The organism is Filomicrobium sp. (assembly GCF_025698805.1).
GTDB lineage: Bacteria > Pseudomonadota > Alphaproteobacteria > Rhizobiales > Hyphomicrobiaceae > Filomicrobium > Filomicrobium insigne.
The window spans coordinates 764972-787232 of record NZ_JAILWT010000001.1; the positions used below are offsets into that span (position 1 = coordinate 764972).

21 protein-coding genes are annotated in these 22261 nt (G+C 57.5%); 7 read left to right on the forward strand and 14 right to left on the reverse strand.

Going from position 1 to position 22261, the window contains the following annotated elements:
- Entirely contained in the window at nucleotides 1-1245 is a 1245-nt protein-coding gene (locus K5845_RS03425; RefSeq protein WP_287958388.1) for a class I SAM-dependent RNA methyltransferase, read from the reverse strand.
- On the reverse strand, nucleotides 1238-1975 hold the full coding sequence (locus K5845_RS03430) for a TlyA family RNA methyltransferase (protein ID WP_287958389.1): 738 nt from the start codon (nucleotides 1973-1975) through the stop codon (nucleotides 1238-1240). The genes K5845_RS03425 and K5845_RS03430 overlap by 8 nt, the downstream gene beginning before the upstream one ends.
- A gap of 262 nt (nucleotides 1976-2237) precedes the next feature.
- Between K5845_RS03430 and K5845_RS03435 the strand changes: the two genes are divergently transcribed.
- On the forward strand, nucleotides 2238-2876 hold the full coding sequence (locus K5845_RS03435) for a carbonic anhydrase (protein WP_046477187.1): 639 nt from the start codon (nucleotides 2238-2240) through the stop codon (nucleotides 2874-2876).
- 25 nt (nucleotides 2877-2901) lie between these two features.
- Here K5845_RS03435 and K5845_RS03440 read toward each other — a convergent pair whose 3' ends face one another.
- From K5845_RS03440 to ccmA, 5 genes are all read right to left on the reverse strand, one after another.
- Nucleotides 2902-3516 (reverse strand): DsbE family thiol:disulfide interchange protein, encoded by a 615-nt coding sequence (locus K5845_RS03440; protein WP_046477184.1) that lies wholly within the window; start codon nucleotides 3514-3516, stop codon nucleotides 2902-2904.
- Nucleotides 3509-3700: a heme exporter protein CcmD gene (gene ccmD / locus K5845_RS03445; RefSeq protein ID WP_046477183.1), complete on the reverse strand. Its 192-nt coding sequence runs from the start codon at nucleotides 3698-3700 to the stop codon at nucleotides 3509-3511. The genes K5845_RS03440 and ccmD overlap by 8 nt, the downstream gene beginning before the upstream one ends.
- A 3-nt stretch (nucleotides 3701-3703) precedes the next feature.
- On the reverse strand, nucleotides 3704-4507 hold the full coding sequence (locus tag K5845_RS03450; RefSeq protein WP_046477181.1) for a heme ABC transporter permease: 804 nt from the start codon (nucleotides 4505-4507) through the stop codon (nucleotides 3704-3706).
- Between the two features lie 131 nt (nucleotides 4508-4638).
- Nucleotides 4639-5307 carry a heme exporter protein CcmB gene (ccmB, locus tag K5845_RS03455; protein WP_046477179.1) on the reverse strand — a complete coding sequence of 223 codons (669 nt, stop codon included), beginning with the start codon at nucleotides 5305-5307 and terminating at the stop codon, nucleotides 4639-4641.
- Nucleotides 5304-5933 (reverse strand): heme ABC exporter ATP-binding protein CcmA, encoded by a 630-nt coding sequence (ccmA, locus tag K5845_RS03460; protein WP_046477177.1) that lies wholly within the window; start codon nucleotides 5931-5933, stop codon nucleotides 5304-5306. Before ccmA ends, ccmB begins: the two co-directional genes overlap by 4 nt.
- Nucleotides 5934-6220: 287 nt before the next feature.
- On the opposite strand from ccmA, the gene acnA reads away from it, so the two are divergent.
- The 3 genes from acnA to K5845_RS03475 all read left to right on the forward strand — a co-directional run bounded on the left by acnA (nucleotide 6221) and on the right by K5845_RS03475 (nucleotide 10816).
- Nucleotides 6221-8929 (forward strand): aconitate hydratase AcnA, encoded by a 2709-nt coding sequence (gene acnA / locus K5845_RS03465; RefSeq protein WP_090227439.1) that lies wholly within the window; start codon nucleotides 6221-6223, stop codon nucleotides 8927-8929.
- A 196-nt stretch (nucleotides 8930-9125) separates the two neighbouring features.
- Nucleotides 9126-9881 carry a DUF1223 domain-containing protein gene (locus K5845_RS03470; RefSeq protein WP_090227047.1) on the forward strand — a complete coding sequence of 252 codons (756 nt, stop codon included), beginning with the start codon at nucleotides 9126-9128 and terminating at the stop codon, nucleotides 9879-9881.
- 233 nt (nucleotides 9882-10114) lie between these two features.
- Complete coding sequence (locus K5845_RS03475) at nucleotides 10115-10816, forward strand: adenylate/guanylate cyclase domain-containing protein (RefSeq protein WP_287958390.1); 702 nt, start codon at nucleotides 10115-10117, stop codon at nucleotides 10814-10816.
- A gap of 60 nt (nucleotides 10817-10876) precedes the next feature.
- Here the strand turns inward: K5845_RS03475 and K5845_RS03480 are convergent, their stop codons facing one another.
- Nucleotides 10877-12994 carry a M3 family metallopeptidase gene (locus tag K5845_RS03480; protein ID WP_287958391.1) on the reverse strand — a complete coding sequence of 706 codons (2118 nt, stop codon included), beginning with the start codon at nucleotides 12992-12994 and terminating at the stop codon, nucleotides 10877-10879.
- Nucleotides 12995-13467: 473 nt separating this feature from the next.
- Here K5845_RS03480 and K5845_RS03485 point away from each other — a divergent pair, with 473 nt between their 5' ends.
- Nucleotides 13468-13857, forward strand: coding sequence for a DUF2794 domain-containing protein (locus tag K5845_RS03485; RefSeq protein ID WP_052743712.1), 390 nt, complete (start codon nucleotides 13468-13470; stop codon nucleotides 13855-13857).
- A 100-nt stretch (nucleotides 13858-13957) separates the two neighbouring features.
- Here K5845_RS03485 and K5845_RS03490 read toward each other — a convergent pair whose 3' ends face one another.
- The 3 genes from K5845_RS03490 to K5845_RS03500 form a co-directional block, all read right to left on the reverse strand.
- Nucleotides 13958-14722: a Bax inhibitor-1/YccA family protein gene (locus K5845_RS03490; RefSeq protein ID WP_046477173.1), complete on the reverse strand. Its 765-nt coding sequence runs from the start codon at nucleotides 14720-14722 to the stop codon at nucleotides 13958-13960.
- 158 nt (nucleotides 14723-14880) lie between these two features.
- Nucleotides 14881-17457 (reverse strand): ABC transporter permease, encoded by a 2577-nt coding sequence (locus K5845_RS03495; protein ID WP_287958392.1) that lies wholly within the window; start codon nucleotides 17455-17457, stop codon nucleotides 14881-14883.
- A 43-nt stretch (nucleotides 17458-17500) separates the two neighbouring features.
- Complete coding sequence (locus tag K5845_RS03500; protein ID WP_082101020.1) at nucleotides 17501-18193, reverse strand: ABC transporter ATP-binding protein; 693 nt, start codon at nucleotides 18191-18193, stop codon at nucleotides 17501-17503.
- A gap of 156 nt (nucleotides 18194-18349) precedes the next feature.
- Here K5845_RS03500 and K5845_RS03505 point away from each other — a divergent pair, with 156 nt between their 5' ends.
- Both K5845_RS03505 and thpR read left to right on the forward strand, forming a co-directional pair.
- Nucleotides 18350-19012 (forward strand): arylesterase, encoded by a 663-nt coding sequence (locus tag K5845_RS03505; RefSeq protein ID WP_287958423.1) that lies wholly within the window; start codon nucleotides 18350-18352, stop codon nucleotides 19010-19012.
- Between the two features lie 100 nt (nucleotides 19013-19112).
- Nucleotides 19113-19688, forward strand: coding sequence for an RNA 2',3'-cyclic phosphodiesterase (thpR, locus tag K5845_RS03510; protein WP_046477168.1), 576 nt, complete (start codon nucleotides 19113-19115; stop codon nucleotides 19686-19688).
- A gap of 11 nt (nucleotides 19689-19699) precedes the next feature.
- Here thpR and K5845_RS03515 read toward each other — a convergent pair whose 3' ends face one another.
- From K5845_RS03515 to K5845_RS03525, 3 genes are all read right to left on the reverse strand, one after another.
- Nucleotides 19700-20554, reverse strand: a complete 855-nt coding sequence (locus tag K5845_RS03515) for a DUF2865 domain-containing protein (RefSeq protein WP_076605283.1) — start codon at nucleotides 20552-20554, stop codon at nucleotides 19700-19702.
- 145 nt (nucleotides 20555-20699) lie between these two features.
- The gene (locus K5845_RS03520; protein WP_139165291.1) at nucleotides 20700-21002 is read right to left on the reverse strand and encodes a hypothetical protein; all 303 of its coding nucleotides are present in this window, start codon (nucleotides 21000-21002) and stop codon (nucleotides 20700-20702) included.
- A gap of 199 nt (nucleotides 21003-21201) precedes the next feature.
- The gene (locus K5845_RS03525) at nucleotides 21202-22176 is read right to left on the reverse strand and encodes an NADPH:quinone oxidoreductase family protein (RefSeq protein WP_287958393.1); all 975 of its coding nucleotides are present in this window, start codon (nucleotides 22174-22176) and stop codon (nucleotides 21202-21204) included.
- Nucleotides 22177-22261: the final 85 nt, after the last annotated feature.

Consider the following 22261-nt stretch of genomic DNA (forward strand, 5'->3'; position numbering starts at 1 on the left):
CTAGCGCGTGAACACCGCGACGACCTCAACGTGCGGAGAGTAGAGAAACTGATCGACCGGAATGATGCGGGTCGCGCGGTATCCGCCATCTATGAGGATGCGTGCATCACGAGCCAAGGTTGCCGGATTACACGACACTGCGACAACCGCGGGCACCTTGGACTTCGCAAGCATCTCGGCCTGCGCCTGGGCACCGGCGCGCGGCGGATCGAAAACGGCGAGGTCGAAACCTTCCAGCTCCTTGCGTGAAAGCGGCTCACGCATGAGATCACGGACCTTGGTCTCGATGGGCTTGATGCCTTGGGCGTGACGGCGGGCCTCGTCCAGCGCCTCAATGGCACGCTTGTCGCTGTCGACCGCAAGGACTTTGACCCGAGCAGCGAGCGCAAATGAAAACGCGCCCATACCGCTGAAAAGATCGACCGCGCGTTTCGCTCGCTTAGGAAGGGCTTCGACGATCAGGCTCGCCATGGCAGCTTCGGCGTCAGCAGAAGCCTGCAGGAAAACACCCGGCGGTGGAACAACGTGCGCTGCGCCCATTGTGACGAACGGTACGGCTGACTGATAAACCGGATCGCCATTCAAGCTAAAGCGCAGAAGCTTCAGTTCAGCCGCGCCTGCCGCCAGACGTGCTCTTTGGCCTGGTGGGAGTTCGGTGCCAAGGCCATCGACGTCAACAGAAACATCGAAGCCGTTAGAGGCCGCGATGACCGTGACACGCGCCTCGCCCTTACTGGGCACTAACGGCGCGAGAAACGCCTTTAGCTCCGGCAACACCTGGACGATACCCGGATCCACCACGAGGCATTCCGTGAGATCGATCACATCGTGAGAGTTTGCCGCGTGGAACCCCAGCGCAACCTCGCGTCCATCGCGACTCGCCGAGAAAACGGCGCGGCGGCGGGCTCCGTGTCCAACTGCTACCGGATCGGCAACTTCCAGATCGAGGCCCCGCGCGGCGAATGCTCCTGCTACGGTCTCACGTTTCCAAGCGGTGTATTTCTCATAGGCGAGGTGCTGGATGGCGCACCCTCCACAAGCCGTGAAATGCCGGCAGGGGGGAACCACGCGGTCGGGAGAGGCTCGCAACACCTCGACGAGGCGTGCACGTGTGCCCTGTATTTCGGCGCGGATGAGTTCTCCGGGAAGGGCATAGGGGACGAACACCGAGCCAGACGCGCGCTCAGAGACGCCGTCGGCCTGTGCACCCAGTTTCGCGATTTCCAGTTCTTCGATATCACCCATGCCGCGTTGCCCCGAGCAGGAATTCCTTGTTGCCATCGCCTCCGGAAATCGGTGACTCGACGATCCCCGACAAGCGCCACCCCTGTCGCGCTCCGATCCAGGCCGCTATGTCGTCGGCAGCTGTCTGACGTTGAACTGAATCGCGCACAATGCCGCCTTTTCCTACAGCTTCGCGCCCAACCTCGAACTGGGGTTTTACGAGCGCGACGAGCCATGCACCGGGCGCTGTCAGATCCAGAACGGCAGGCAACGCTTTCTTCAAAGATATAAAGCTGACATCCGCGACGAGCGCAGTGACAGGTTCCTGCACCGTATCGGCTGTGAGATCGCGTATGTCCGTCGACTCGAGTTTCGTGACGCGCGGATCTTCGCCAAGTTCCTCGTGAAGCTGGTCGCGACCGACGTCAACTGCATAGACCTTCGCCGCTCCGCGTTCCAACAGAACCTGCGTGAAACCGCCGGTCGAAGCGCCAACATCGATCGCGATACATCCCGCCGGATCGAAACCGAACGCGTCGAGGCCCGCGATCAGCTTGAGAGCTCCACGAGATACGTAATGCGCACTGTCGCCCGTTATCGTGATTTCAGTATCTGCGGCGACAGGTTGGCTGGGTTTGGCAGCAGCCTGTCCCGCCACAAAAACCTCCCCGCGCAAAATGAGATCGCGTGCCTGAGCACGGGTCCGCGCCAGTCCGCGCGCGACCAATTCCTGGTCCAATCGGTGACGCATCAGAAAAGGCAGCCTGCGGCGAATAATCCAAGGCCGAGTTGCGTTCCGTGTCGCACGGGACTCCTCATTTCACGTTGAGAGGGCTGGCATGCCAATCGCGGGCCCAAAAATGGCTACTTTTCGCCTGTGGCACTTTGCCCGATGGGCCAGATAGCGCTGTCGCTTCACGAGTTAGCATCATTTTTTACTGTTCTCGACAGATGTTCAGGTTTCAGATAACCGGAATTTCCAAATTCACCACAGACCACACAGGAATTGCTAAATGAAGAGCTTTCCGACCTCGCTTGCAGAGAGATTCCAACAATTTAAGACGGGGCAGTTCGAACCCGGCCGTGAGCACTACGAGGACTTGGCTGCACATGGTCAGAATCCGGAAGTCATGGTGGTTTCGTGCAGCGACAGCCGCGTTGCACCCGAAACGCTGTTCAAAGCCGGTCCCGGTGAGATGTTCGTGGTCCGCAACGTTGCCGCGTTGGTTCCGCCGTATGAGACAGGCGGTCATTTCCACGGCGTCAGCGCTGCCCTTGAATTTGGTGTGCTCAACATTCGGGTGAAACACCTTCTCGTCATGGGGCACTCGGGCTGTGGCGGCGTCAAAGCGGCACTTAATCAAAAAGCCGCCCTGGAAACTGAAGCGCGCTTCATCTCCAACTGGATGTCCATGCTCGACGACGCGAAACTCAGGGTGCTAGCCGCCAATCAGGGGCCAGACCGGTCAGCACTGCAGCCGCAGCTCGAAAAGGCGGGTATCCGGACGTCCATCGCTAATCTGCGGACCTTTCCGTTCATCAAGGAACTGGAAGATCGGGGCGAACTGACATTGCATGGCGCCCACTTCGACATTCCAACCGGCACGTTATCAATTCTTGACAACGACACGGTGGAGTTCGTCGAGCTCTAAGGTCCAAACGGGCGCAAGAAGTTCTTCAGCTACCCGGTGCCGTTTTGCGTGCGGCCTCGATCGCGGGAATGACCTCATTCTGCAAACTCGTCTCCGTAATCGGGCCGACGTGCTTGTAGGCAATGGTTCCATCAGGCGCGATGACGAACGTTTCGGGCATGCCATAAACGCCCCACTCAATCGCGCCGCGCCCCTGTGGATCAACACCGACTGCCGTATAGGGATCGCCATAACGGCCTAGAAAACGGCGCGCTGCGTCGGCTTGGTCCTTGTAGTTGACCCCATAAAGCGGCACGCCCGTGCGCGCTGCCAAAGCGACAAGATTTGGGTGCTCAGCTACGCAGGGGACACACCACGACGCCCAGAAGTTGACGATGCGCACTTTGCCCCCGCCGAGATCGCTGCTGGAGAAGCCTGGAACTGGCTTGCCGTCCTTGTTCAAGCCTTCAAGAGGTTCAAATGAGGCTTGTGGAACTGGCTTGCCGATCAGAGCAGAGGGCAATCGGGACGGATCCCCTGAAGTCAGCGCTAAAGCAAACATCACCGTCAAACCCGCGAAGATAATGACCGGCGCCAGAAGCCATCCGAAACGGCGCCGGGGTGTGGGGTTTGGCCTGGTTGATGTACCGGCTTCACTCATGATCGAGCCTTCCACGGGATACGCGCTGAGCCGAACGCCGCCGAACGCCGCGTGCTTCCAGTTCATTTAGCAATCGGCGCTGATGGAAACCGTCGAAGATCAGCCAGAAGATCAAGCCGCCGAGCACAATGATTACGGCCGCGTAGGCGGCGATGATGAATGTGGCGTGCGGACCAAAATCCATTTTCTACTCCGCTGCGACTGTTGTTTCGCTGGCGCGTGCCCGATCGACTTCAGCCAGTCGGAGCGATTTGACGCGACGGCGCAGAATTTCATTACGCATCGCTTTCAGGTGCATCGTGAAGAAGAGAAGCGTGAAGCCGATTGCCGAAATCAGCAGGGGTACGAGCTGCGAGATGTGAATTTTGGGTCCATCGGAGCGGAATACGCTGGAAGGCTGGTGCAGCGTGTTCCAGGCCGGAATAGAGATGCCGAGGCTCGGAATATCGAGCCCTTCGACTGAAATCTTGATGAACGGGAGAATAATCACGCCAACCAACGCAAGCACAGCCGTCAACTTGGCAGCGAGCGGTTCATCCTCAATCGAAGATCGTAGGGCAATCAGGCCAAGATAAAGGAAGAAGAGTATCAGCACCGAGGTCAGTCGCGCGTCCCATACCCAATAGGTGCCCCACATGGGTTTGCCCCAAAGAGAGCCCGTGATGAGCGCCAACAGTGTGAAAGCCGCACCGATGGGTGCAGCGGTCTTCGCTGACACATCCGCCAACGGATGCCGAAATACGAGTAGGCCGAAGCTTGAAGCGGCAATAAGTGCATATCCCATCATGCCGAGCCACGCTGCCGGTACGTGGATGTACATAATGTAGATCGTTTTGCCCTGCTGGTAGTCCGGGGGCGCGGTAAAACCCCGATAAAGGGCGTACGCGATCACCAACACCGAAAGCCCGGCCAGCCACGGCATCAGCGCGCCCGAAAAAGCCATGAACCGCGTCGGATTTGCGAAACGTTGGGTGAACGATTGAGTCTGCATGGGCTCAGATCTAAGGGCTCAACGATTAAAGAGCAAATTGTGCCGGAACAGGCGACAGATCGACGATTTTCGTTAGCAGGCTCTGTGTAGATTGCACAGCCAGTTGCTGATTCACATGAAACAATCGGACACTACTGCATCTGAATGCGCAACGCCGCCGCCGCGGCAATCGGTCCAAGCACCAGGGAGCCCAGTGATAGCGCCGTTAGGATCAACAGGGACGGTACGAACGCATCTGGTGCGACCAGCGCCGAAGAGATGGCCGTGATGCCGTAGATCAGTGTTGGCACATAAAGCGGCAGTACAAGCAGCGCCAGCAACAGACCTCCGCGGCGGGCCCGCAAGGTCAGCGCGGCACCGATTGATCCCAAGAAGCTGATGGCGGGCGTTCCGACCAGCATGGTCAATACGAGTACGCCATAAGCCCCGATATCGAGATTGAGCAGTATCCCGAGAAGCGGCGCGAGCAAGGCGAGCGGAATCCCAGTCGTCAGCCAGTGGGCAAGGGCTTTGATTGCCGCGACCAATTCGAGCGGCAGTTCGCCCAGCGCCATGAGTTCGAGCGAACCATCCTCAAAATCAGTTTCGAAAATTCGACTCAGGGACAGCAGTGCGGCCAACAACAAGGCGATCCACAAAATGCCTGGCGCGATGCGTGAGAGCAGATTGAGATCCGGCCCCAGTCCGAGGGGCAGCATGGCGACCACCAATAAGTAGAAGCCCAACGCCGTCCCGATCGCACCGCCTTCGCGGACCGCCAACTGCAAATCTCGCTTCAACAGGGTCCAGGCCGCCCTCATGACGCTGCCACCCGGCCAAGCCGCAGTTCGCGAGCCGGCTCAAAGCCAAGCGGCAGGTGTGTGGCGGCGATGGCCAAACCACCAGCGGCAACATGCGCATTCACGACATTGGCAAGGTTGGTGGCAGACGCATCGTCGAGGGATGACGTTGGCTCATCGAGTAACCATAGCGGGCGGTGGGCTAAAACCAGGCGCGCGAGGCCCAGCCGTCGTTTCTGCCCGGCAGAGAGATAGCCGGCTGGAATATCCGCCAACGAAAGAAGGTTGAAATCTTCCAGAGCTTTATCAATACGCTCGATATGGCTCATCCGATTGGATTTAGGTGCCAGAAATGCAGCCCAGAACTCTAGATTTTCCGTCACGGTCAGGTTGGATTTGACGCCATTGGCGTGCCCAACAAAGTGCGCCTGTTCGCCTACGGTTTGCTCCGTATCGCCGCCCTTGAGTTCAATCGCTCCCGCCGCAGGGGCTAAAAATCCGGCAATCGCGCGAAGTAGCGTTGTTTTTCCAGCACCATTGGGGCCCGTGAGCAGCAAGACCTCTCCCGCCGTTACTGCGAACGACAGATGCTCACAAAGTGTGCGCTGGCCGCGCTGAAGAACGAGATTTTCGCCGGTTAGCTGCACAAGGTTCGTGGAGGTTTGCTGGATTGTGATGACGGCACCTAGGGTGAACGTATGGCGTCGTCGGAGAATTGAGTCGACTAAATGCTGACGCTAGAGCTCACTTAACGGCCCGCTAGCCGCTGGCTGCCGACCGGAGGAACCTTTATATAGAGGTCCGAACCATCATCCGGCCAGCTTTTTTGCGGCTCGTCGGGATGCACCATGATGTGTGGCGATGCGGTCTGTATGTGCCCACAACGTCGGAGTCTGGAATCGATAGCAGGGGAAAATAGATCTTGAGCGCTGAGATTAAACAATCCATCGACAGTTTCAATTGCCGAAAAAGCCTGAACGTCGGGGGTAAGACTTATACCTATTTCTCCCTGACTGAGGCAGAAAAGAACGGGCTGACGGGAATTTCGCGTCTGCCATTTTCAATGAAGGTTTTGCTTGAAAATCTGCTGCGTCACGAGGACGGGCAGACCGTTAAGAAAAAAGATATCGAGGCGGTCGCTGCTTGGCTTGAGGATAAGGGCAGTGCAGGCGCGGAAATCGGGTATCGCCCGGCGCGCGTTCTCATGCAGGACTTCACTGGCGTTCCCGCGGTTGTCGATCTGGCCGCGATGCGTGATGGGATGACCGCCCTGGGTGGCGATCCAAAGAAGATCAATCCTCTCGTCCCTGTCGACCTGGTGATCGACCACTCAGTGATCGTCGACTCTTACGGCACCGCTCTCGCATTCGAACAAAACGTCGAACTGGAATATGCCCGTAACGGCGAGCGTTATAATTTCCTCAAGTGGGGACAGGGCGCGTTCGACAATTTCCGCGTGGTTCCGCCGGGCACTGGTATCTGTCACCAGGTGAACCTCGAATACCTCGCGCAGACTGTTTGGACCCGCGAACTGCCCAACGGCGAAATCGTCGCTTACCCTGATACGCTCGTTGGCACGGACAGCCATACGACCATGGTCAACGGCCTCGCCGTGCTTGGTTGGGGTGTAGGAGGTATCGAAGCCGAAGCTGCCATGCTCGGTCAGGCCCAATCGATGCTTCTGCCTGAAGTGATCGGTTTCAGGCTTACCGGCAAACTGCCGGAAGGCGTAACCGCCACGGACCTCGTGCTCACGGTCACGCAGATGCTGCGCAAGAAGGGTGTCGTCTCCAAGTTCGTCGAGTTCTATGGCCCGGGCCTCAACAACATGACGCTGGCGGATCGCGCGACGATCGCCAACATGGCGCCGGAGTATGGCGCCACCTGTGGATTCTTCCCTGTCGATGGCGAGACGCTCAACTATCTTCGCATGTCGGGACGCACTGAAGAGCGCATCGCGCTCGTCGAGGCCTACACGAGGGAGCAAGGCCTGTTCCGGGAACGTGATGCGGCAGATCCTGTCTTCACCGACACGCTGTCTCTTGATCTCGGCGATATCGTACCTTCTCTTGCCGGTCCGAAGCGTCCCGAAGGCCGCATTGCGCTCTCCGACGTCAAGAACGGTTTCGCGGATGCTCTGGCAAGCGAATACAAGCGTCCAGGCGAGCTAGACCGTCGCGTCACCGTTGCAGGTGAGGATTACACTGTCGGCCACGGCGACGTGGTGATCGCAGCTATCACGAGCTGCACCAATACGTCGAACCCAAGCGTTCTCATCGCAGCCGGTCTCGTGGCTCGCAACGCCGTTGAAAAAGGGCTGAGCGTTGCTCCGTGGGTCAAAACCTCGCTGGCACCGGGAAGCCAAGTCGTTGCGGCTTATCTCGATAAGTCTGGACTCCAGCCCTACCTCGACAAACTCGGCTTCAACCTTGTTGGCTTCGGGTGCACCACGTGCATCGGTAACTCCGGACCGCTCGCTGCACCCATTTCGAACGCGATCAATGAGAACGGGGTCGTCGCGGCGGCCGTCTTGTCCGGGAACCGCAACTTCGAAGGTCGCGTCAGCCCCGACGTCCAAGCGAACTACCTCGCCTCGCCACCGCTGGTCGTGGCCTATGCTCTCGCCGGCAGCGTTCAAAAGAACCTCGCCGAGGAGCCGCTAGGTACTGGGTCAGACGGTGAACCCGTTTATCTGCGAGACATCTGGCCGACGAGCCATGAAATCCAGGACGTCATCAGCAAGAACGTCACGCGTGAGATGTTCGAGAGCAAATATGCCGACGTCTTCAAGGGCGATGAACATTGGCAGGGCATCGCCACCAGCACCGGTACGACCTACGATTGGGACGGGGACAGCACTTACGTGCGCAATCCCCCTTACTTCCAAGGCATCACGCCGCAACCCGAACCGGTTCAGGACATCAAAGGCGCGCGAATTCTCGGCTTGTTCGGCGACAAGATCACCACAGACCATATTTCACCAGCCGGCTCGATTAAGAAAGACAGCCCGGCGGGCGCTTATCTTCTCGAGTACCAGGTGCGGCCAGCCGACTTTAACCAGTACGGTACGCGTCGCGGCAACCACGAAGTGATGATGCGCGGTACGTTTGCGAACATCCGCATCAAGAACTTCATGTTGGAAGCTACCGAAGGAGGTGTCCGCGAAGGCGGCTTCAGCGTTCACTATCCGTCCGGCGACGTTATGTCGATCTATGACGTGGCGATGCGGTATGCGCAGGAGTCGGTACCCTTGGTGGTCATGGCTGGTGTGGAATACGGCAACGGCTCGTCCCGTGACTGGGCTGCCAAGGGCACAAAGCTGCTCGGTGTTCGGGCGGTCATCGCGCAGTCTTACGAACGTATCCACCGCTCCAACCTCGTCGGAATGGGTGTATTGCCGTTTACGTTCGCTGCTGGGCAATCGTGGCGCTCACTCGGTCTTAAGGGTGACGAAACCGTTACCATTGAGGGCCTCACGGACGTCAGACCGCGCCAGGAAATGAATGCGCGCGTGACCGCAAGCGACGGTAGCACGCAGGACGTACCCATCCTTTGCCGCATCGATACACTCGACGAACTCGAATATGTGCGGCACGGCGGCATTCTTAACTACGTACTACGCAATCTTGCCAAAGCTGCTTAAGCTTTAGGAATCTTCGGCACCGCATCGATAAGAAGCGGTGCCGATTTGTTTAACTCTAAGGATTTATAACGACCCGCTTGTATTCCGATCTGTACTGACCCGTGAGCGTCACCCATTCGTTACTTTTCATTGAAGGGCGCACTGCCAATAGTGGCTCAGATCCTTGGAGCAAGTTTAGAGAGGGGTTCTGATTTTGATGCGTTCGCGACAGACATCGTTCGCGTATGTCGGTCTCAGTGTTCTGATGACAGCCTCGTTGGGCGGTCCGGTACGTGCTGAACCAAAGACGGCAGCGGTTGTCGGCGTCGTGGAGTTGTTCACGAGCCAGGGTTGTTCGTCCTGCCCGCCCGCAGACAAACTCCTCAAAACCTACGTTGACCGGCCGGAGGTCATCGCACTGACCTTACCTGTCGACTATTGGGACTATCTTGGCTGGAAGGACACGTTCTCAAATCCGCGTAACACTCAGCGACAACGCGATTATGCGGTCGCGCGAGGCGACGGCGCCGTTTATACGCCTCAGGTTGTCGTTAATGGCCGGATGCATGTGGTCGGATCAAAGCAGCATGAGATCGACCGAGCGCTTAACAAGCTTAAAGATCAGTCGCCATTTACCGTCCCGGTGCGAATGGTGAGCGATGGCGATGCCCTAGTCATAAGCATTGGGTCCGCGAAAGATGGCAATCCGGTGAGCGACGCGACGGTATGGCTCGCTGTCGTTCAAAAGAAGGGCGAGGTCGAGGTCGGCCGAGGCGAGAATTCCGGACGCAATCTGACGTATTTCAATGTTGTACGTGAAATGTCGGCGGTGGGCATGTGGAATGGCGAGCCCGATGAAATTCGGCTTTCACGCAAGTCCGTTCTTTGGCGACAGACAGAGCGCTGCGTGGCGCTTGTTCAAAAGGGCCCAGGTGGTCCTATCCTCGGGGCGGCTCAGTGGCCTGAAAAATAGTCCGGCTGGTAGGGTTCCGTCCGTGAGCAACCGCTCGGCAGACCAGATCCGATAATCATCGCGTGTTCCGGCTGTAACAGCTCAGGCCAAGCGCTCCGTATAGGGTTGATCCTCAAGCCAGAGGTGTTGGGCTGCATCCCGGTGGAACCCTAAGAGGAAATTTTCGATCTCCTTTGAACCTTTTGTGCGCACGGCGCGACACATCAGTGTCCCTAGCGCACGTGAGGCCCGTTATGTCGTTTACAGCTCCCGTCTCTTCATCCGCTGAGCGCCTCATGCGCGTCGAACAAGCGCTGGCCGAAACCCAGGCCGTCCTCGCAAAGATCCTGCCCGATTTCGTTATTGAACGTCTTAAAGCAGCCCCCGGCCAGCCGATCATCGATACTTACGATAATGCGTCTGTACTGTTTGCTGATATCACGGGGTTTGTCGGTATCTCGAAGCGACTTGGTGGGGAACGGACGATTAAACTCCTCAATCAGTTGATCCGGGAATTTGATGAGCTCGCGACGCTGCATGGCGTCGAAAAAATAAAAACGATGGGTGATGGCTATATGGCGGTCTCGGGCGTACCCCGGACATCAGCAGACCACTGCCAACGGCTCGCACGCCTAGCCCTCGACATGCAGACCGCCGCAGAACGCGCTAGCAAACGGACGGGCGTGACTATCAAACTGCGCATCGGTATTGCGGCGGGGCCCGTGATGGCCGGTGTCATCGGTTTCAATAAGTTCGCCTACGATATCTGGGGCGATACTGTGAACCACGCATCGCGGCTCGAAAAAATGGCTCCGTCCGGTCAAATCCTTTTGTCCGAAGAAGCCAACAAGCAGCTCGGTTCATCGTTCTTCACACGTGCGCGAGGAAGCACCCAGATACGCGGCCTGGGCAAACGACAGACTTGGGTTCTGGATGGCGAAGGCGCGCTGCACTGAGATGCCTATGAACAGCGCGCCCTGCCCTTTAAGATCCTGACGATCTCCGCCTTCATAAGATCAGCCGACAGATTCGGTGTTCACCAAACCGCGCTTTTCAAGCAGACCATCGATCTCAGGCGGGCGGCCCCGGAAATCGATGTAGGCTTGATGCGGATCCTGGGAGTTGCCTGCGGCGTAGATCGCCGATTTCAGGCGGGCGGCAACATCAGGGTTGTAGATGTCGCCGGTTTCCTTGAACGCTGCGAAAGCGTCCGCATCCATGACCTCAGACCACAGGTAGCTGTAGTAGCCTGCGGCATAGCCCCCGGTGATGTGTGTGAAGTGCGGAAGGCGATGGCGCATGACGATCTCGCCCGGCATACCGATGCGGTCCAATGCATCACGCTCGAATTCGGCGGGCTGGAATAAGCCCTGTTCCTCTAGCGCGTGCATTTCGAGATCCAGCAATGCGCAGGCCGTGTATTCGACTGTCGCGAAGCCCTGATTGAACTGCTGTGCTGCTTTCAATTTGTCGATCAGAGACTGCGGCATGGGCTCGCCGGTTTGATAGTGCAAAGCGAACCGGCCCAGAACCTCAGGCTCGCCAAACCAATGCTCATAGAGCTGCGAGGGCAGTTCAACAAAGTCACGCGCGACTTTGGTGCCTGCCACCGATGGATACGTGACGTCAGACAGCATCCCGTGCAGGCCATGGCCAAACTCATGGAAGAGCGTTCGGGCATCGTCCATGGAGATCAGCGTTGGTTCGTCATCGGAGCCGCGCGAGAAATTCATTACATTGACAATGATCGGCCGAACCGGCTCGCCGTCCAACTTGTGGCTCGCCCGTAGATCCGTCATCCAGGCGCCCGAACGCTTGCCCGATCGCGCAAAATAATCCGCCATGAAGATAGCAACATGGAGACCGTCTTTATCGGTGACCTCGAAGACGCGCACGTCGGGGTGAAAACGCGGAGCATCCGGCAGCTCTGTGAACTTCAAACCAAACAGACGGCCAGCCGTGTCGAAGGCGGCGGCGATAACGTTGTCGAGCTTGAGGTATGCGCGTAGTTCGCCCTCATCCAAGTCATAGCGGACTTTGCGTTCACGCTCGGCATAGTAGCGCCAGTCCCATGGCTGAATGGCAAAATTACCGCCTTCGGATCGTGCGCGTTCGGCGAGTGCGTCGCGCTCTTCCATCGCGCGCTTCTTGGCTGCAGGCCACACGCGGTCCAGCAGACCGCGCACCGCTTCTGGCGATTTCGCCATGGTATCGGCGAGCACGTAGTCAGCGAAACTTGGATAACCCTTAAGCCGAGCTATTTCGGTGCGCAGACGAACGATCTCCGCCAACGTCTCGCTATTGTCCGTCGCTCCACCGCCGGCACCACGATCGATCCACGCGCGAAATGCGGCTTCGCGCAAATCGCGGCGATCCGAAAACGTCAAGAAGCCTTCGACGCTGGATCTGCCAAGGGTAATAGCGTGGGCATTGTCTCCAGCGAGGCCCAAATCCTTTGCGGCACGGCGCGCGTTCGCTCTTGCCATGGGGGGCAGACCAGCCAGATCTTCATCACTCATCAGAGGCAGATGCCAAGACTGCTCATCGGCGAGGACATTTTGGTTGAACTGGGTGGCGAGCTCAGCGAGGCGGCGATCGATTTGCGCAACGCGTTCTCGCTCTTTCGATCCGAGAGCTGCGCCCGCGCGTATGAACCACGTATTGTAACGATCTAGCACACGCGCTTCTTCGGGCGTCAGATCGAGTTCGGCCCTCGCGTCATAGAGCGCCTTAATCCGCTCATACAGCTTGCTGTTCAGGAATATCGTGCTGCTATGGGCCGCAAGCGCAGGGGCAATGTCGCGTTCGGTCGCCTGCAGATCCGGCGTGGCGCAAGTACTGACCTGATTGAAAAAGACGTCGGCGACGCGTTCGAGCGGCAGGAAGCTGCGATCCATGGCAGCAATAGTATTGGCAAACGTTGGTGCCTCTGGATTTTCTGCAATCGTCCGGACGTCTTCTGCGTGCGCGTGCATGGCCGCTTCAAATGCCGGAGCAAAATGGCGTGGCTCGATTTCCGAGAATGGCGGCAGGCCGAAGGGTGTGATCCAGGTTTTCAGAAGAGGATTGTCGTTCTGATCGCGGTTGATTGCGGACGCAGCCAAGCTGCCCGTGCCGTTCGTGGCTGAACTCATTCGCCGAATTCCCTGTGTCGGATCACTACGTCGGCTCGGCTCAAGAGCCGATTGCCGGATACTCATATAGGAGTGCGCCACGCGGATGGCCACTTCGGAAAAATAAGGAGGGGCGGCCAGAAAGTAGAAAGGGCCGGTTGGGGGAACCGGCCTTTCTTTTTGGGAATGGGCAACTAGGAGAGACGTTGTCATCAGGTCCGATCCGGCGAGTAAACTCCGGGGGCTGGGGGGCTGAGAGTTCCGAAGCCGTATCCCGCGGATCGAACCCAGACGCAACGGTTGATAATGTGCCCTTGATTTGCGGCCTCAGATTGGCCGGTCCGCGACGTGAATCTGACCAATAAAAGGTCATTCCGTGTGCGAATCCTCCGAGATGCGGCTAGCCAGAACGTCCCTTTGAGAGGCTGCTTCAATACTTGCAATAGGCTCGTAATACGGCGATCATGACTACTCTGTGACAAGGGAGGCGCGTTTTGAGCGATTCAGAACCGATAACAATCCTCCGCCCGCGTGCGAACGATGCAGCCGCTGGTGCCATCGCCGCCGGGCCCGACAAGGTTCCCCCGACGACCTGTTTCAATCGACACGAATTGAGAGAAATACTCGCGGTTTACGGCCGTAAGGTCGCTGCCGGTGAGTGGCGAGACTATGCGATCGACATGAATCGCGAGAAGGCGGTCTTCTCTATCTTCCGCAAAGCTAGCGAGTGGCCACTCCTCCGCATCGAAAAGGTTCCGAAGCTGGCACGCAAGCAGGGTGCGTATAGCGTTATCGCGGCCACCGGTGTGATTTTGAAGCGCGGACACGATCTGCGACGCGTTCTCGATGTTCTGGAAACGAACCGCATGCGCGTCGTGCGCTGAGCTAATTCTCGAACACGTTTCGAGAGGTACAACACAGAAAGGGCCCCGACTAATGTCGGAGCCCTTCTTTTGTTTCGGTGTAATTGGTAGCTTATGCCGCTTATTCGCGATTGCCGAAGAGCTGGAGCAGCATCATGAACATGTTGATGAAGTCCAGGTAAAGGCTGAGCGCGCCCATGATGGCAGCCTTCGCGACCATCGTAGAGTCGTGACGGATAGCGAGGTACTCGTCCTTGATGCGCTGCGTGTCATAGGCCGTCAGACCTGCGAAGACGAGAACACCGATAACAGAGATGGCGAAAGCCAAGGCGCTCGACTGCAGGAACCAGTTGACGATCGCGGCAATGATGATGCCGACAACGCCCATGATCAGGAATGAGCCCCAACCACTCAAGTCACGCTTGGTCATGTAACCCCAAGCGCTGAGGCTGGCAAAAGCTGCTGCTGTGACGAAGAACACCTGCGTGATCGACTGGCCGGTGAAGACCAGGAAGATCGAGGAGAGCGACACGCCCATAATGGCTGCGAACGCCCAGAACGTCATCTGCGCGGCGCCGATGCTCATCTTTTGAATGCGGAAGCCAAGGAAGAAGACAAAAGCCAGCGGCGCCAGCATTACGACCCACTTCAACGGCGAGGCATAAAGAGCCGTACCGAACTCCGTGAGGCCTGCGACTTTGCCATCAGCCCCCGTGACAACGGCTAGGGTGTAGACCAGGTAAGCAACTACGCCGGTCAGGCCAACGCCAGCGGCCATGTAGTTGTACACACCCAGCATGTAAGAGCGCAGCCCTTCGTCTACGGCCGCGCCTGTTCGCGTCGTAGCGGTCGCTGCCTGTGCATACCTGTTTTCGTATTCGGTCATCTGTTAATTCCCTATGGCCGGTGCGAGTATTATTTTTCGGCTTGCGATTGGAATATGTCGTGTTCCGCTCGCCGTTTCAAGGAGCCGAAAGAGTATTTTTGCAGTTTGACTTAGTGATCGAATTACGGATCGGCAAGGTATATTTCACGACCTCAGTGCTATTGAGACCTTAAATAGGGCACAGGTCGTGCCCGCAAGACTTGCCAAGTCCCCAGACCGCCGAAAATCAGAATTAAGCCCAATGCGAGCCCAATAGCTTCCAAAACTGCCTGGAACGAGAAGAAAAACGGCACATCGATCACTTGGCTGAGTGCCAATTCCGCCGACATCGTGCCAAGCACAATAGCAAATCCTGCTGTCAATAGACCGAGCAGCATATACTCTATCGCATGAGCGAGCAGGATCCGACGGCGCGTGGCGCCCAACGCCTTAAGAATCACCGCCTCTAGAATGCGGCGACGTTGCGCTGTAGCCAGAGAGCCTGCGAGTACGAGAGCGCCTGCCAATAGAGTAACACCACTCGCGATACGGATCGCGGTGATGATCTTTTCGAAGACGTCGTTAAATGCCGTGATGGCATCACGAACTCGGATGACGGTGGTTGTCGGGAACGACTGCGCTACCGATTTGGCCAACGCGGCTTCCTGCTTGATGTCGACATTGTCGGGCAACGCAATCGTCGCAAGCATGTTGTTTGGCGCGCCAGCCAGCGTGTTTGGGGAAAACACCATCACAAAATTGATTGAGAGACTGTCCCAATCCAGTTCGCGCAGGTTTGCAATACGGGCTGTGATGTTGCGGCCCAAGACGTTGACCGTAACTGTATCGCCGATGCTCAAGTTCAAGAGCTTCGCAAGGTCGACTTCAAAGGAGACAAGCGGCTCTCCGCCATAATCAGCTGGCCACCATTCACCCGCCGTTACACGCGAACCGTCCGGGACTTCTGTGGAATAGGTGATGCCGCGATCACCGCGCAAAACCCACTCCGCATCCGGTGGCGCCTTGATGCTTTCTACAGGACGGTCGCCGAGTTTGATCAGCCGGCCGCGCAGCATCGGTGCTTCCTTGACCGTGGCGCTGGGTACTTTAGCTAGAATGTTGTCGCGAAAAGTAGAGATTTCGGTCTTGGGAATATCCAGCACAAAATAGTCGGGTGCATTTTCAGGAAGCTTTCCGTTCAATTCCTCGACCAATGAGGCATCAGTCAGTGCCACTGCTACGAGTAATGAAAGTCCCGCTCCAAGAGAAAGAATAATCGATCGGGTCAATCCGCCAGGACTTCCGATATTCCCAATCGCAATTGCCAATTCCGGCAATTTTGATCGGGGAATTTTCCCTGCCGCCCATGTTACGGCTAAGCCGAGCGCATAAAAAACCAACAAAACAACAACCAACGCAGCGCAAAAATAAATTGCGATTTTGGACGTGTCCGCGCTCAAGATCGCAATAACGGCGAGTGCCAGCGCCAGTCCGCCCGTCGCGATCATGATGGCGAGGCTCGGCAGTCCACCCGTGTTGCCCACCTCATCGCGGAACAGGACAGCCGGAGAAATCTGTTCGGCACGACCCAACGGCCAGATTGAAAATAGAAGGGAGACCAGCAAGCCATAGCCCGCAGCAGCCGCAAGGCTCATGGGTGAGACCGTGAGTTCCGTGGGTAACGGTAGCAAGTGCCCGTATTGTGCCTGGAGCACAGCGGGAATCAGGGTGCCGGCAACCAGCCCAATGGCGATGCCGATTGCGGCGATAGCCAGGATTTGCGCCAGAAAGGCCGCAAAGATTTGACGGCTCGTGGCACCTATCGCCCGCATCGTCGCGATGGTGCGGCGTCTGCGGTCCACAAATTGAGCGACCGCATTGGCAATACCGACGCCGCCCACAATTAAAGCGGCCAAGCCGAGGAGCGTCAGGAATTGCCTCAGCCGATCCAATGTCTTGCGGATCTCTGGCGACGGATCACGTCGATCCCCTATCGTAAAGCCGCCATTCGATAGTCCTGCCTTGAGTGCTTCGTGCGCGTCCATTAGGTCTTTCGGTGTTTCACGATCCGGGCCCAGCGCCAGGGCGTAGCGCCATCGCACCAGGGCACCGGGTTGTATGAGGCCGGTATTCTGCAATGTCGCGATGGACACAAGTACGCGCGGCCCGTACGTGAGGCGATCGACTAGTCCTTCGGGCTCTTTCTCAATGAAAGCGCGAATCTCAAGTTGCGCTTGGCCCACCGTAATCTTGTCGCCGACTTTCAGCCCAAGTCGTTCGAGCAGGATGGGTTCCACGGCGGCGCCATTGTCGCGCAATACATCTGGAAGAGATGCACCTCCGCTAAGCTCAAGACGTCCCGCTAGCGGATAGGCTCCATCGACGCTCTTGAGCTCCGCAAGCATCTGATCGCTGCCATCGGGCAATTTCGCCATGATCCGCATTGTCGCGGTTTCGCTGATCTTACCCACCCCATCAAGGATCGCACGTTCCTCGGCATTCGCACGCGTGTGCATCCTGGAGATGGCGATGTCGCCGCCCAAGATCGTGCGGCCATGGCGCTCAAGACCCAGATTGAGCGAGTCCGCCAGCGTTCCAACGCCCGTGATCACCATGACACCCAGCGCGACGCACAGCATGAAGATAATGAAGCCATCGAACCCAGCGCGCATCTGCCGGCCAGCCAAGCGCAGCGGCAGCGGAAGAACCGAACGCCGTTCACGATTGGTGGATTGCGCCACTTCGACTGCCGTCATGCTGTTTCCTTCGCCGCAGAGGCAACACTTGAGCCGGCCATGCTCAGGCCGCGTCCTTCAGATCATCCGCGGAAATGATGCCATCGGTCATGCGGAGAGTACGCTGGCAGCGTTCGGCCAATCGTTCGTCATGAGTCACCAGGATGAGGGTGGCGTCGGAACGACCGTGCAGTCCAAAGAGAAGCTCGATGATGTGCCGTCCGGTTTCGCCATCCAGATTTCCGGTCGGCTCGTCAGCGAGAATCAAGCGGGGCTTGGTGGATAAAGCGCGGGCCAACGCGACGCGTTGTTGCTCACCACCGGACAACTCGGCTGGAAAATGCTGCAGGCGAGACCCAAGTCCAACTTCACCCAATAACTCGCGGGCACGGGAGGCCGCATCAGGCGATCCCTGGAATTCGAGCGGGAGTGCAACATTCTCAAGCGCCGTCATCGTCGGAACGAGGTGGAAGGATTGGAAAACGATGCCGATTTCAGTGCCGCGCAGACGCGCGCGCTCGTCTTCGTCGAGTTTGGAAAGATCCTGCCCCGACACGACGACGCGACCACTGGTCGCGCGTTCGAGGCCGGCTAGTACCATCAGCAGCGATGTCTTGCCAGATCCGGACGGCCCCAGGATCGCCACAGATTGGCCCGGTGTCAGATCCAGCGTGATGCCGCGGAGGATTTCGACAGCACCGGCGCGACTGGTCAGACTGAGACGAACGTTGTCCAATGAGACAATGGGAGCAGGCACGTGTACGGAACCTCCAGAAAAGTCCGGCCGATGGTAATGCGGCAATGCTGTGGATGTCAGCAAGCCAACCACGTCGTAACGCTGGTTTGAATGCCAATGGATGAGGGTTGAGGCGCTATCGTGATGAAGTCGAGATTTCGCGCACACTTTGGTGAGATGTCCGGGGTCGCTCCCATAAGAGCTTGGCTTGCGATTATCTCCATAGGACTGACGGTGTTCATGGCGTTGGATGTGGGACTTGCCCGGGCAGGCGACAAGCCTTTGAAGATTGTGGCTTTCGGCGACAGCCTGACCGCAGGTTACATGCTTGAGCCGTCCGCGGCTTTACCTATTCAGCTTGAAGCTGCCTTGAAAAAACGTGGGTACTCGGTCGTTGTGGAGAATGCCGGCGTCTCAGGTGACACGACGGCCGCGGGGCTTGCACGTTTTGACTGGGCAATCCCGACGGACACCGACGCCGTTATCCTTGAACTCGGGGCCAACGATGCCCTCCGAGGCATAGACCCCGAATTAACGCGAAAGAACCTTGAGCAGATCCTTGAGAAGCTTCGCGAACGCGACATCAAGGTTCTGATTGCCGGCATGATCGCGCCAAAGAACTGGGGCGAAGCGTATTCGAATGCGTTTGACCCCATATTCTCAGAATTGGCGAAGACGTATGGTGCACTCTACTATCCTTTCATCCTCGAAGGCGTAGCGACTGACGCTGCGCTTAGTCTTGACGATGGAATGCACCCCAATCGCAAAGGTGTGGCGGAAATCGTCCGGCGCATGCTGCCAAAGGTTGAAGAACTGATTGCGGAAGCGAAGTCTGGGTGAGACGCTGCGTTTCCCATTTTTTTCAAGAGGTGGAGTCAGAGGCCGTTCAGGTAAAAACCACTACATAAAAGTTGTCATATGACAGCGGAGGGTTACACCCATGCCTCGTCTTTTTACCGGTATCGAACTCCCTGAAGATCTTCGCGACGATCTCGCCGATATGGAGCAACCTCTTCCCGGCGCTCGCTGGATCGATACCGACGACATGCACATCACGCTGCGGTTCGTCGGCGACATCGACAATCGGACCGCGAGCGAGTTCGCCGATATGCTTGCGGGCATCGACGTGAACGCTTTTCATGCCCGCATTTCCGGGCTCGGTACGTTCGGTGGAAAAGAGCCGCGATCGATTTGGGCCGGCATCGAAGCTGGTCCGGAACTGGAACAACTCGCGCGTGCTCATGAACGCGCTGCGAGGTCTGCCGGTCTCCCGCCCGAAGGTCGTCAGTTCAAACCCCACGTTACGATCGCGCGGTTGAAGTCCACCCGTCCCGAAGTCGTTGCTCGGTATCTCGAACACTTCGGCGGCTATCGCTCGGAACCCTTCCTCGTGACGCATTTCACGCTGTTTTCCTCGAAGCCAAAGGTCGGGGGTGGTCCATATGTTGTCGAGGAGACCTTTCCCCTATTTGGCGGTGGCAACGCCCAGGGGTTGATGGCCTATGGGCCCGGCTAGGCAATAGGCGCTCAGCGATAGCTCCGAGGTGCGTCGCCGGGCCACGTATAAGCCGATGTTCCACTTCCCCAGCCGTTGAACTGGCTGGACGCAGGCTTTGACGGGTTGCGCTTGTGATCTCTGTTTGAGGGTCGGCGCCGTGAGTGTTTTGGCTGGCCACGTGAGACGATTGGGTTTGCGGCGGTGCGGGTGTTTTGAAGCGGTGACGCTTCAGCTTCCATTTCAGAGCCAGCGTCCGCCGTGATCGTCTCTTCAGACTTCTCGCTCTCCGTGATGCTAGGTTCCGACGGCTCCAATTGAACCTTCGCTAAAGTTAGTGGCCGTGTTTCTTGTATCTTGGCCATCTCAGCCTCGTAGCGATAGCGCAGATGACGTAACCGCTCGCTCGACGACCACGGCATAGGCCGGCAGGAACACCCATCAATAAGGCGTTTACGATAGACATATGCGGTTGGCAGAGTGGCATAGGAGCGGCCGGTTAGGTCAACCATGCGCTCTGGGTCGGGGTCACTCGCCGGCATATAAAAGAGGCGGGAGTCGTCTCCGCAGCTCGATTTACATTTCGCCGCGTCACGGTGGAAGGCGCCCCGCATGGTGGACGAGCTTATGGGGAAGTAGTACCCGTCGCACATGCGCACGCACATCGTGCGGTACCGCGCTGGGCTAATCTGAGATTCCCGGATGTCATAATCGGATTGCCACGTCGGGTGGCTGTTGCGAGGAGATGAACGGTAAACGGTTGGCTTTTGCGGACCAGAGGCAAATCCAAAGAGGTTTTGCAGTAGTGATTGGGCGTGCGCGTCCGGCCCAACCAAGGTTACTGTACAAACGGCAACCCAACCCGCGCCGCGCAAAGTCCAACGCATACCCAACCCCGAACACTCCAAGGATGCCCGTCTCCTAGGCTAGGGACGAGATCGTCCGCGTATCATCGTGCGCGATCCCAAATAATTTGTGAACTGAAGGATGGGGTGGCCGAGAGGAACGCTAACTATCCGCTGGCGGAGTCTTTTATTTTGAGGCGGGTTGGCGAGATGGTGGCTGCGCAAACGCCTGTTCAACGGGCACCGTGAACGGTTTCGATGTGCGCTGTCTAAACCAGAACTGGTAACCATCGGCCGAGTTTTCAGAAGGCTTAGTTGCTGTGGCTTGAACCGTCACGATCGATGCTTTGGCCGCCATTGTGGTGGGATTGGTTGTATCGCGGAACAATGCATAGGTAACAGCAAACGTAACCCATAAGGTCCCGACGAGCAGGGTGACAAAAGACACCTTGAGAAAATTGCTTTGCAAAAACTGGAAGAGGTTAAACATCGTCAACGCTGGAGCGAAAATAGAATCACTGCCTGAATCTGATCGCAACCGGAAACACGTCGGCAGCCCGCATGCGATCTTTCCTTGAGTTAAGCAACGATCGAGTTGCCAATGGGTTGCGTATCGCAGCTAACAATTTTTTGCGGCGAGTGCCGCAACGGCTCTTCACCTTGCTTAAGGGTAAACCTTATTTGATGAACTATATTTCAAGTATAATCTTTCCTGCCGCTTTACGCTGATCGATGAGCTGCAAGGCCTCAACTCCACGTTCCAGGGGAAAAACGGCGCCAATTCGAGGTGCTAGATTTCCATCAGCCACCCATCTCAGGAGTTGGCTGAGATTTTCGCGATGGCGTGTAACATCACGCTTAACTGCTTCACCCCAAAAAACACCTAACGCCGCGCATCCCTTCAGAAGCAAAAGATTGAGTGGGAGTCGAGGGATCTCGCCCGCGGCAAAACCTACGACGAGAAAGCGGCCCTCCCAAGCCATGGCGCGGATCGCTGGTTCTGCATACGGGCCGCCAACGCAGTCGTAAACGACATCGACACCGATGCCATTCGTGAGTTCGCGCAGGCCAGTTTTCAAATCCGTGTCGGCGTAGCACAGCGTCTCGTCGGCGCCGTGTTGACGGCAAATCTCGAGTTTTTCGGGCGACGATGCGACCGCGATGACCCGAGCTCCGAGAAGTTTGGCAATTTCGACGGCCGCTAGGCCGGCGCCACCGGATGCTCCCAGTACAGCGACCGTTTCGCCGGAACGCACCTTAGCGCGGTCTCGCAGCCCGTGCAGCGCAGTGCCATATGTGATTGCGACACCAGAGGCCGTCTGGAAATTCACACCGTCTGGAATGTGGACAAGGTGTTCGGCTGCAACGGAAATTTTCTCTCGCGCGCCGCCCCATCCGAGATATGCGGCCACTCGATCTCCCGGTACCAATCCGCTGACGCCCTCGCCTACAGCCTCCACCACACCCGCAATCTCCCCTGACGGTGAGAACGGCAGATCAGGTTTGTGCTGATATTTTCCCCTCGTGATGAGCGTGTCGAAAAAGTTGAGGGCCGCTGCGCGTACCGCAACGATAACTTGCCCCTTGGCCGCGATTGGATCAGGTAGGTCAGCCAATTCCAGGGCTGCCGGACCGTCAAGGGACTTGCACAACAGTGCCCTCATGTGAAACCTCTTAGTTGAAACCCGGACAGCCAATGTATTCCGCCGTCAGATCGGCGACGCGTGATTGGATGCCCACCCCGTTCTT